This window comes from Pseudooceanicola nitratireducens (genome assembly GCF_900109195.1).
GTDB lineage: Bacteria > Pseudomonadota > Alphaproteobacteria > Rhodobacterales > Rhodobacteraceae > Pseudooceanicola > Pseudooceanicola nitratireducens.
The window spans coordinates 1-9,706 of the sequence record NZ_FNZG01000017.1 but is presented as its reverse complement, the minus strand read 5'-3'; the positions used below and the strand labels follow the sequence as shown (position 1 = coordinate 9,706).

Below are 9,706 nucleotides of genomic sequence, written 5' to 3'. Positions count from 1 at the left end.
AGGTCTCACCAAAGTCGAAGTGCCCGATCCATTTCATGTAATTGCGTGCGAATGCATCATCCTTGTGCATGCGCAAGAAAAGCTCATGCTGACTTTGCAGTGACGCGGCCTGGGCGACGGGGTCCCTCAGACAGATCAGGATCTGCGCATCCGGGAAAATCCGGGGCAACGTCTTGAGCCGCCCGATATTGGCGTTGTTCTTCGACAGGTAACGACGGGATCGATCTCCCGATGTAACGGCTAGCCGCCGGCTGAGCGCTGTCAGAAACTCTGAAAACTCCTCATCCAGAGGCAGCTGATCCATGGGCACCAGATGATCGCCACGGATGTAGTCCTTGCCGTGAAAGGCGATCCAGGCAACCTCTTCGAAGGCTTCGGGACTATCGAAATCCACGGCCATGCCATCGCCATGACTGCGTTCGATCTTTTCACCGGCCTTGCGCGACCCGCCGGTCAGCTTTTCCCACAGGATCGGTGCCAGAACAAAAGGCATGTGCCGATAGGTGAAACTGGCGAAATCCCCCGACCCCGCAAGGAACTCCAGCAAAAGCGTTGTTCCCGCCCGCGGCAGGCCGGTGATAAAAACCGGTTCCCCCGCCGGGGCTGGCAGGGATTTGGGCGCAAAAATATCCTGATCCATGCTGCCCAAAACCCGTTGCAGGCCGGGATGCAGGAAGGCCACTTTGTGAAGGATCTTGTCGACCCGCGAATAATGCGCCCATTGCGCCGGATCAGTCTCTGCCATGGCTCCGCAGCTTTCCGTAGATCACCAGGGCCACGATCACCCCGATCAGGCCGATCAGGCTGATACTGAAGCGCAGCAACGCATCGAAGCTCCAGCCAAGGGCGGGACCAAGGATCAGACTGACCAGCCACAGCACCGCCGCCGCCGCAGCCGCCGCAATCAGCGTCTTGATCAGCGCCAGTCCGGTTTCGCGAAAGACCAGCCCGCTCATGCGCAGCATGGCCTTCGACTTGTCGTCATCCGACATCTCTTCTGATCGCACGACCGCCAGGCTTTCAGAGCCGGCAGCAGACATGCCGCGGATGTGGGACAAGACACGCAGGCCAAAGAAGACCTCGTAAAAGGCGATCCCCGCCAGGATCAGGGGCAGGAGCATCACGCCTCGGGGTTCCCCTTGTCAGAAGCCTGAGCCGCCTTGCGCTTCTTTTTCATCATGCTTTTGACCGGGTACCAGACCAGCCCCAGGATCGCGAGCAACACAGCCCCGATCCCGCCGATGATCGCACCGATCGTGGCAAGCCCAAGACCGGGACCGACATAGGCCATGGCCGGCCCATTGCTGGCCAGCAACAGCACAAGCCCAAGGGCAACCGGATTAGCCAGGGCAGGCAAAGGATTTCGGATCGTCATTGAAGTACTCCTCAGGCAACCAGACCGAGTTCGCGATATGGGCATTGTGCCCTTTCAGAACCCGATTGTTATATTCAAAGACCAACTCATCAGTCTTGGGGTCTATTTCGATCACCCGGCCTTCATGCGGCACGGTGATGTGCAGGATACCGCCGGGCAGAGACTGATGTTCGCCCATCCGGTCGCTGAAGAACACCGTCTCGGGGCTTTCGAACAGCGTCTGCGTTTGCATGGTCTGGGGATCGACGGTGATGATATTGCTGCGCCGCTCATACGGTGCCGTGAAATTGTTGTTGAAAACCGAGATCCGCCCGTCTTCGGTAAAATCCGGATCATGCTGATGAATCCAGGGCCCCTGCATGCGCCATTTGATCTTATGCGTGATGCGGTCAATGACGGCGATCATGCTGTAGTTACGGAAACTGACCAGCAGATCCCCCGGCTGGAAGTCCGGAAATTTGTCGGCCAGCGCTGCTGGCAGGGCCTCAACGTCATTGGTATGCAAAAGATCGGTGTCCCGCCGTTCCCAGGGGCGGCGCTCCCCTTCGAAATAATAGCTGGGCAGGTTGAGGATCGCCTGGTTTTCAGGGTGCGCCTGCACCAGATCCTTGATCGCCGAAATCCGCTCCAGTTCCTGGCCGGTTTCGGGGTCGAAGCGCACCATGAACTGGTTCTGTGAATAGGCGTCGCGTCCTTCGGTCAACCAGCTCCAGATCCCCTTGACCTCATCCCGGCTCATCAAGTGGTGATAATAGCTGTTGAGAGACCAGACCGGGATGCTGCAGCGATCGTAGCGGGCCAGGATCTTGCTTTCGGCGACCCCGTTGATCACGACATCTCCGCTTTCGAGGATCACCAGACCATGCGGCTGAATCCGGTCCTCACGGGCCGCCTCTGCGCCGGCGGCCGGATCGTCCAGCCGCCAGGTCCAGACCAGATCCCCGGCCGGGTCGAAAAGATCCACCACATAGAGATCGGCCGTCAAATCAAAGCGCATCATCGCCCGATACCCGCGCGGCATGCGGGCCGCATCATGTTCCAGGTAATCCTCTTCCGGGGCCATCTCTGGACGGCGCGACAAAAGGCCCTCCGGGGCGATGACCCCGGTTTCGACGAAACCGCGGCCAACCCGGATGGCCTGTTTGATCTGCGTGCCGGGAAAACCCTTTTTGGTCCCCAGATAGAACCCGGCCCCGACCGCCAGAAGCAACAGCAGGAAGACAGCCGAGAACACAAAGATGACCAGAGATTTGTCGAGCTTCATACCAATCAATAATCCAAATATGCCGTCCGGGGCCGATACCCGGCCTGTTGGCAGTGATAGCACTATATTTTAACACGTTCCGCAAGCCGTGGGAGGCTGGGGCAAGGTGAATTTTTCCCTATATAATTCAATTTACTAAATTCGCGGCGACGATTGGTGGCGCAGTGGAAACACCCCCTCGATCAGGCCCAGACTGTCTCTGCTTCGGAGGCCGAAAACAGCCGATACTCACCCAAAATCCACCCCAACCCCGCTCAGATACCCATAGCCGCTGCCCGCATCGACCGAGAGGCTCAGCGCCAGCTCGCCATCCGCCGGCACCACGACCGGGGCAAAGACCACCTGGTTCGACACCGCCGAGGTGGCGGCGTCCAGTACCAGGCTCTCGCCCCCTGTCAGGGACAAGAGCCCCTTGCGGTTCACCGCGGTCGTGTTGCGCGACGCAACGGCGGTCACCGTCACGGCATCGCCCACGGGCAGGTTGCGCAGGCGCAGGGTGAAGACATCCGTTCCCTGCACATAGATCGACCCGCCCAGAAGTGCCGCATCATGGAAGCGGCTGTCAGGGACGCGGGCAAAGGCCCCTGCCCCGGCACCTTCGGAATTGCCGTTGGTGAACCCGCCGTAGTCGAGCTGAACAAAGGGATCCACATCCGCACCGCTGTCGCGCACCGCGCCGATGCTGACCGGATAGCCCGCCGCATTGGGATAGGCTTTGATCCGGTTCACCGCGCCGGGCAGATAATTCTGCGGCACCCCGGATTTCAGATCGAAGATCAGCCCGCTGCCGGCACGGCTGTCTCCTTGCGTCCGGCCCAGGGCACGGCCGATCAGCCGCGACAGGATATATTGCGCGATCGTATGGCCATAGCCGTGGATGCCGTCGGAATTGATCAGATCCGGGTTCGCCTTCGCAAAACCATAGGGGTCGATATGCGGCCGCCCTGCCCCCATCCAGTCCGGCGCATGGGTCCCAATCCGGGGCAGCAGGATCTGATCGTTATAGGGGGCCGAGCCGTCCTCTTCATTCACGCCCGGGGTGACCGTATTGCCGTAGTGGCGGAAGGTCAGGGGCAGCGGAATGATCCGGTCCCCGCCCTGCTGGGCGGCGGTGATCAGCGCGTCGTAATCGGCCTCGAACCCGGAAGATCCGCCGGGATAGGGTCGATTGGCCGAGACATTGTTGCCGCCCGTATGCACGACGTAAAGGTTCTGCCCCTCGCTCGCCATCAGGTCGCTTTTGGCCAGGGCCAGCTGGCCTTGGGTACCGGCGATCGTATGGCCGGCGACGGCATAGCTTGTCAGAGTGCCGGTGATCCCCATGGCCGCGGCCCAGGCGGCGATATGGGGATGCACGGTGCCGCCGGTGTCAAAGGCCCCCTCCATGATCGAGGCCCCGAGGATCACGATCTGCGGCGCGTCCAGCACATTTGCCAGGGGCTCCAGCCCCTGGGGCTGCGGATCGGGCACGGGCATATCCGCCCCGCCAAGGGCGAGCGATCCAAGCGACAGCGCGGTCGAGATTTCCATGGGCGGACCTCCTGAGACATCTGCCGGGAGGCTCGCCGCGAAACCTTGCCAGGAGTTTAGCGGACCGTTCGGGGGTGTCTCAGGCTCTGCAACAGGCTCTATTCCGCGGGAACCGGCCCCAGATCACCTCTCCCCCGCCCTGCCCCGCGCCGCAGCCGGACCCCCAGGAACAGCAGCGCCGACAGCGGATGCACCGCGGCCATACGCGCCACCAGGACCGGCCCCGCCAGCCCCAGGGCCAGGCAGGGCAGCCAGAGCGCCTCGGCCGTGACATGGGGGAAGGTGGCAAGGCAAAGCTCTCTCAGCCCGGCGGTGAAGAAGACGTGGAAAAGGTAGATCGCATAGGACTGCCGTCCGAGCCGCGCCAGCGCCCGGCTCCGCGGTCGCACCAGCACCAGGGCCAGGCACCCTGCCCCGCCGATCCACAGCGTCATGGCCCGCCGCCAGGTCGTGCCCTGGGCGTCCGGCAGCACGGCCAGAACGCTGCCCGCCAGAAGCACCGCCGCCAGCAGCCCCAGCCCGATCCCCCGCCCCGCCGGCACCGCCCCGAGCGGCGAGCTGCGCCAGGACCAGAGCAGAGGCCAGCGCGCCGCCAGGTAGCCGCCGCAGAAGAAGGGCCCCAGCTTGATCGCCCCGTTAAGGGACATCAGGTCGGGCGCGGCCCTTGGCCCGACCAGCCACAAGACCGCCGCCCCTGCCCCGATCAGCCCGGCGGCCAGCCTGTCCCGCCCGCCAAGCACCTGCGTCAGCCCAAGCATCAGGGCCATCAGCAGGAAGGTCGATTGCAGGAACCAGTAGTGTTCGTATGGCAGAAAGGGGATCGACCAGAGCGGTTGCTGATCGATCCCCATCCCTTCCCTCAGCCCCCAAAATAGCGCCCCCACGCAGAGCATCGGCACCAGCAACCTGCGCGCCTTGGCCCCGACCGCCGCCCCTGCCCCGCGGGATGGGGTCGCTATGAAAACCAGACCCGAAATAAAGCTGAACAGCTGCATCCGCAGATCCATCGGCGTGCGGTTCAGCATCGACAGCCAGTGGTCATAGGGCAGTTCCAACCCCGAGGACGGGGTCGATCCCACCACGTGGTAGGACACCAGCGCGATACAGGCCAACGCCCGCAGCGTGTCGATATCGGTCCTGCGCCCTGCGGCGGCGCGCGACGGGGTCTGAAAGGATGCAGCGGGACCCGGCCAGTCAGCCGGTGAAACGGACGCCATGGGGCAACTTCCCTGGTTGCCCACTCCCACTGGCTCAGGGTCTCATGGGCGTCCGGGGGCTGTCAATCGCGCAGAGGTTAACGGGGGCGGTTGGGACCCCGCCAATCGGACTTGGACGCGGGCAGCAATCTGTCATAGTTTCGCCCAAGCAATTGGTTAACGAACATAAAAACGAAGTCAAAAAACGAGGCGTGCAGGCGTGCTTTTCAGCCAACTCCAGTTCTGGGTCTTCTTTGCCGGTGTCTTTGCGCTTTATGCGGTTCTGCCGCATCGGGCGCAGAACCGCATGCTGCTGGTGGCCTCCTACATCTTTTACGGGGCCTGGGACTGGCGCTTCCTGGGGCTCATCGCCTTCTCGACGCTGGTGGACTACCTGGTCGGGGCAAGGATGGGGGCGGAAAACGACCCCCGCCGGCGCAAGCTGTTGCTGAGCGTTTCGCTGCTGACCAACCTCGGGCTGCTTGGCGTCTTCAAATACCTGGGCTTCTTCGTCGACAGTTTTGTTGCCCTTTCGAATGCCGTTGGTCTTCCGGCGGATCCGGTCGTGCTGGGCATCGTCCTGCCCGTGGGGATTTCCTTCTATACCTTCCAGACCCTCAGCTACACGATCGACATCTATCGCCGTGATCTGAAACCCTGCCGCGACTTTCTGGATTTCGCGCTGTTCGTGGCCTTTTTCCCGCAGCTCGTCGCCGGGCCGATCGAACGCGCCCGCAACCTGCTGCCCGAAATCGCCCAGCCCAGACAGCTGCACTGGGACGCCATCGGCCGGGGGGCCGTGCTGTGCCTGGTCGGGCTGATCAAGAAGATCGTCATCGCCGATGCGATCTCTCCCGGGGTGGATGCGGTCTATGGCAATCCGAACGCAACGGGGGCCGAGATCATCGTCGCCACCTGGCTCTTTGCGATCCAGATCTACTGTGACTTCTCGGGCTATACCGATATCGCCCGCGGCGTGGCCAAGATGCTGGGGTTCGGGCTGATGCGGAACTTTGCCCAGCCCTATTTCGCAACGAATCCGCAGGAGTTCTGGCACCGCTGGCACATTTCGCTGTCGACCTGGCTGCGCGACTACCTCTACATCTCGCTCGGCGGGAACCGGGGGGGCAGATGGCACACCTACCGCAACCTGATGCTGACCATGGTCCTGGGCGGGTTCTGGCACGGGGCGGCCTGGAACTTCGTGCTCTGGGGTTTTTACCAGGGGATGCTTCTGTCGCTGCACCGGGCGCTGACCGGCCGGCGCAAGGGCTCCAAGGAGGGGCGGCGTCACGGGCTGGGTGAATTGCTGCTGCGGATCGCCACGGTGGCCCTGTTCTTCCAGGTGGTCTGCTATGGCTGGCTGCTGTTTCGGGCGCAAAGCTTTGAACAGATCGTCACCTTCACGGGCCGTATCCTGACGCTGAATCCGGCTGATTTCGGCGCACTCGCCATGCCATCCGTGCCGGTTCCGGCGCTGGCGGGCATGCTGGCGCTGCTGGCCTGGGATCTCGGAACGGAAGCCCGAGGCAATGTCCGCTTCTATGCCACCTGGCCCCTGCCCTTCCGCGCCGCCCTTTATGCGGTGGCGATCTATCTTCTGGCTTTCGGGGCGACGACGACCCCCTCGGCCTTCATCTATTTCCAGTTCTGACGGAGGGGACATGCAACGCCAGATCCGGATCATCCTGACAACCCTGCTCTGCCTGGTCGCGCTGGACGCGCTCGTGGCCCTGGCCCTTGCCACCGCCGCCCCCGGATCACTGGTCCGCTTCTTCGACTACGGCACGTCAGTGCCTGGAAAACTGGCAGACTGGCGCGCACATCCGAAACGCCCCGGCAACCTGCAGGACGTCGCCTGGCTTCCGGAAGCTGTCGAAACCAGCGCTGAAGCCTTCGCCGCAGAGACCAGCCAGAACCCGGTGCTTCGGGTCTATGGCATGTCTTTCGTGAACCACATCGCGGATGCCGCCAGCGCCCTGTCCCCCGAAATCGTGTCGGACAAGTTCAGCGGCCCCGGTGCCCCGCCGAATTTCACCTATGCCGCCTTCTTGGATGACCGCGCCAACCGCCGCGCCGGAGATGTGGTTGTGCTGGGCATCCTGTCTTCCGCGCTGGCCCCGATGGCAAGCTTCACCAACAGTTCCTGGGCCTTTGAACAGCCCGCGCCCTTCACCTATCCGATCTTTCGGCCGGGCCCGGACCAGACCCTGACACGTCTCGATCCGCTGGTTCAGAGCCTGAAGGACTACCGCGCGGGTGCCTATGACAGCGCAGACTGGACCGCCCAGAGACAGGCCGAAGACGCGCTTTATTCGCCCGTCGCAACGGCGCTTCCCTTCCTTGATGCCTCGCCTTTTGCCCGGCTTGTGCGCAGGTCCCTCGCCTTGGACGACATCACGCGGCGGGAGGCAGCGGTGCTGTCCGACCCCGAGGGCGCGCTCTACCCCTATGCCGAGGTTCTGCGCCGCATGACGACGGAATTCGCGCGTATCACAAGAGAAGACGGGCAGATCCCGCTCGTCATGCTTGTTCAGGGGCGTGATGCCCGCGACCCGGATCTAACCGCGCTGCTGCGACCGGTTCTGGAAGCCAATGACATCGCCTATTTCGCAACGGTCGATCATCAGACCCCACGCGACCCCGCAGCCTTTGCCTCCGACGGTCACTATCGCAAGAAGATCGACGCCATGTTCGGTGCGAAACTGCGCGAGATGCCTGTCATGCAGGACGCCTTCGGCGGTTAACCCCGCGAAGCCAGCCAATCCGCCAGGTCACGCAGCAGATCGTCGGTCACGCCAGATCCCGAGAGGGTCAGCTTGCCGGCCTTGCCCTTGATGCGGACCTGGCCGTGGGTTTCGTCCCAACCCTCCGAAGCTGTGGGTTTCGCAGCGGCGGGGGAGAGGGTGGAAACAGGCTCTAATGCGGCGGTCAGGATCGCAATTTCAGCTTCGGCGCTGGTGGCGTTGCCTGCGGACAGCAGGGCGCGCAGGCGGGGGGTGAAACCTTCCTGGCGGTCGATCTCTTTCACCAGGGCAAGGCCCAGGCGTTCGGGGATCGCAGAGGGGAAGCGCAGCACGTCGTCCAGGGCGTCATGCAGGCGTACGAAGCTGCCGATCTTGGAGCGCTTGGGTCGGCTGGCGGAGGAAAACAGGCCCGAAAGCGCCGCTTTAGGGTCTTCATAGACGCCTTGCGCGGCGGCGCGGGCGACGATGCGGGCGCGTTCGTAATAGCTTAGCCCGACGCGGATTTCGTTTTCCTCGACCATGGCACAATAGGCCTCGGCGGCGCTGTCGGGGCGGCGCAGGATGGCCAGGACCGTGCCGAATGCGGGATCTTCGTCCGACAGGCGGCGCAGGGCGGACAGGCGCCGCCAACCCGAGATCAGGCCAAAGCGGTTGTCGCCAAGCGCCACGACCTCGATCGGGGTTTGCTGGCCGCGGGCGCGGAGGGAGGTCATCAGCGCCTGCATCTCGTCCTCGTCCGCCACAAGACGGTCGCGCACCAGGTGGTCGGCCTCGATCGCATCAAGGGGCAGGGGTTGGATCAGCCGGCCTTCTTCGCGGGCGCTGCGCAGCGTCTCGGAAAGCTCCTGCAGGGCGGCTTCGGAGGCCGAGGCCCCGGCGACGCTGGCAATGGGCGGCACCTTGCGACGGGCAGGGGAGAGGCCGGGGGCAACAACAGGCTCTGATCCGCTGTTCAGGGTCTGATTTTCGGCGACAACGGGGGCCTCGGCACCTTCACCGGGGGTGTCGGAAAAGACGCGGGCGGGGCCCAGGCGTTTGCGTTTGGCCATGCTCAGCCCTCCTGTTGGTCCGGGGCTGCCCCCCGGTGACACGAGCCAATTGTTTCGCGCGCGAAACGGGGCAAGAAACGGGGCCAGGCGGGGTGTTTCGCGTGCGAAACGCTCATGCCGCGCCCTCCGTCTGCTTCGCGGCCAGTTCGTCCCGCCGCCAGGTGCCGATCAGCAGTTCCTTGAAGGCGGCGTAGGTCTGGTCAAAGGTCGCGCGGCCGCGGGCATAGGTGTCACGGTTGAAGTCGCGGTAATCGGCCTCGTAGATGCCATTCACCGACTCTCCGGCCTGGCCGATCAGCGCGGTGAAATCCTGACGATGCGGCGACAGGCGCTTGCCCATATAGGCCTGGATCAGACCCGCCATTTCCGCCTGCTGGGCGCCGTCATAGCGGGTGATGATCGCCCGCACCGCATCCCATTCAAAGCTGATCTCGGGCCGGCCCAGGGCGCGGGCGGCGATGTTTTCCCCTTCCTCGATCGAGGCAAAGGTGGAGTGCAACATGTCAAAAAACCGCCCCGTAGAGTCGAATTCCAGGAAAGATGCC

9 protein-coding genes and 1 pseudogene are annotated in these 9,706 nt (G+C 63.5%); 2 read left to right on the top strand and 8 right to left on the bottom strand.

Annotated elements, in window-relative coordinates; genetic code table 11:
• The 6 genes from BMX99_RS19130 to BMX99_RS19105 form a co-directional block, all read right to left on the bottom strand.
• The coding region (locus BMX99_RS19130) for a sulfotransferase (RefSeq protein WP_139199597.1) at nucleotides 1-745 on the bottom strand (745 nt) is incomplete at its 3' end.
• Nucleotides 732-1,121, bottom strand: a complete 390-nt coding sequence (locus BMX99_RS19125) for a hypothetical protein (protein ID WP_093455128.1) — start codon at nucleotides 1,119-1,121, stop codon at nucleotides 732-734. The genes BMX99_RS19130 and BMX99_RS19125, both read right to left, overlap by 14 nt.
• Nucleotides 1,121-1,375: a hypothetical protein gene (locus tag BMX99_RS19120; protein WP_093455127.1), complete on the bottom strand. Its 255-nt coding sequence runs from the start codon at nucleotides 1,373-1,375 to the stop codon at nucleotides 1,121-1,123. The genes BMX99_RS19125 and BMX99_RS19120 overlap by 1 nt, the downstream gene beginning before the upstream one ends.
• On the bottom strand, nucleotides 1,341-2,702 hold the full coding sequence (locus BMX99_RS19115; RefSeq protein WP_139199596.1) for an arylsulfotransferase family protein: 1,362 nt from the start codon (nucleotides 2,700-2,702) through the stop codon (nucleotides 1,341-1,343). Before BMX99_RS19115 ends, BMX99_RS19120 begins: the two co-directional genes overlap by 35 nt.
• A gap of 165 nt (nucleotides 2,703-2,867) precedes the next feature.
• Nucleotides 2,868-4,169, bottom strand: coding sequence for an SGNH/GDSL hydrolase family protein (locus BMX99_RS19110; RefSeq protein WP_093455125.1), 1,302 nt, complete (start codon nucleotides 4,167-4,169; stop codon nucleotides 2,868-2,870).
• Nucleotides 4,170-4,267: 98 nt separating this feature from the next.
• The gene (locus BMX99_RS19105; RefSeq protein ID WP_093455124.1) at nucleotides 4,268-5,386 is read right to left on the bottom strand and encodes an acyltransferase family protein; all 1,119 of its coding nucleotides are present in this window, start codon (nucleotides 5,384-5,386) and stop codon (nucleotides 4,268-4,270) included.
• A 199-nt stretch (nucleotides 5,387-5,585) separates the two neighbouring features.
• On the opposite strand from BMX99_RS19105, the gene BMX99_RS19100 reads away from it, so the two are divergent.
• Together BMX99_RS19100 and BMX99_RS19095 are read left to right on the top strand one after the other, a co-directional pair.
• Nucleotides 5,586-7,019, top strand: a complete 1,434-nt coding sequence (locus BMX99_RS19100; RefSeq protein ID WP_093455123.1) for an MBOAT family O-acyltransferase — start codon at nucleotides 5,586-5,588, stop codon at nucleotides 7,017-7,019.
• A 10-nt stretch (nucleotides 7,020-7,029) separates the two neighbouring features.
• Nucleotides 7,030-8,112: a hypothetical protein gene (locus BMX99_RS19095; RefSeq protein ID WP_093455122.1), complete on the top strand. Its 1,083-nt coding sequence runs from the start codon at nucleotides 7,030-7,032 to the stop codon at nucleotides 8,110-8,112.
• Here the strand turns inward: BMX99_RS19095 and BMX99_RS19090 are convergent.
• Complete coding sequence (locus tag BMX99_RS19090) at nucleotides 8,109-9,161, bottom strand: ParB/RepB/Spo0J family partition protein (protein WP_093455121.1); 1,053 nt, start codon at nucleotides 9,159-9,161, stop codon at nucleotides 8,109-8,111. The genes BMX99_RS19095 and BMX99_RS19090 overlap by 4 nt on opposite strands.
• Before the next feature lie 112 nt (nucleotides 9,162-9,273).
• A pseudogene (locus BMX99_RS19085) lies at nucleotides 9,274-9,706 on the bottom strand (AAA family ATPase); the annotation flags it as partial.

Coding starts and splice junctions, on each gene's coding strand:
- BMX99_RS19110 (WP_093455125.1), bottom strand. CDS start 4,169: ATGGAAATCTCGACCGCGCTGTCGCTTGGATCGCTCGCCCTTGGCGGG.
- BMX99_RS19120 (WP_093455127.1), bottom strand. CDS start 1,375: ATGACGATCCGAAATCCTTTGCCTGCCCTGGCTAATCCGGTTGCCCTT.
- BMX99_RS19095 (WP_093455122.1), top strand. CDS start 7,030: ATGCAACGCCAGATCCGGATCATCCTGACAACCCTGCTCTGCCTGGTC.
- BMX99_RS19105 (WP_093455124.1), bottom strand. CDS start 5,386: ATGGCGTCCGTTTCACCGGCTGACTGGCCGGGTCCCGCTGCATCCTTT.
- BMX99_RS19090 (WP_093455121.1), bottom strand. CDS start 9,161: ATGGCCAAACGCAAACGCCTGGGCCCCGCCCGCGTCTTTTCCGACACC.
- BMX99_RS19125 (WP_093455128.1), bottom strand. CDS start 1,121: ATGCTCCTGCCCCTGATCCTGGCGGGGATCGCCTTTTACGAGGTCTTC.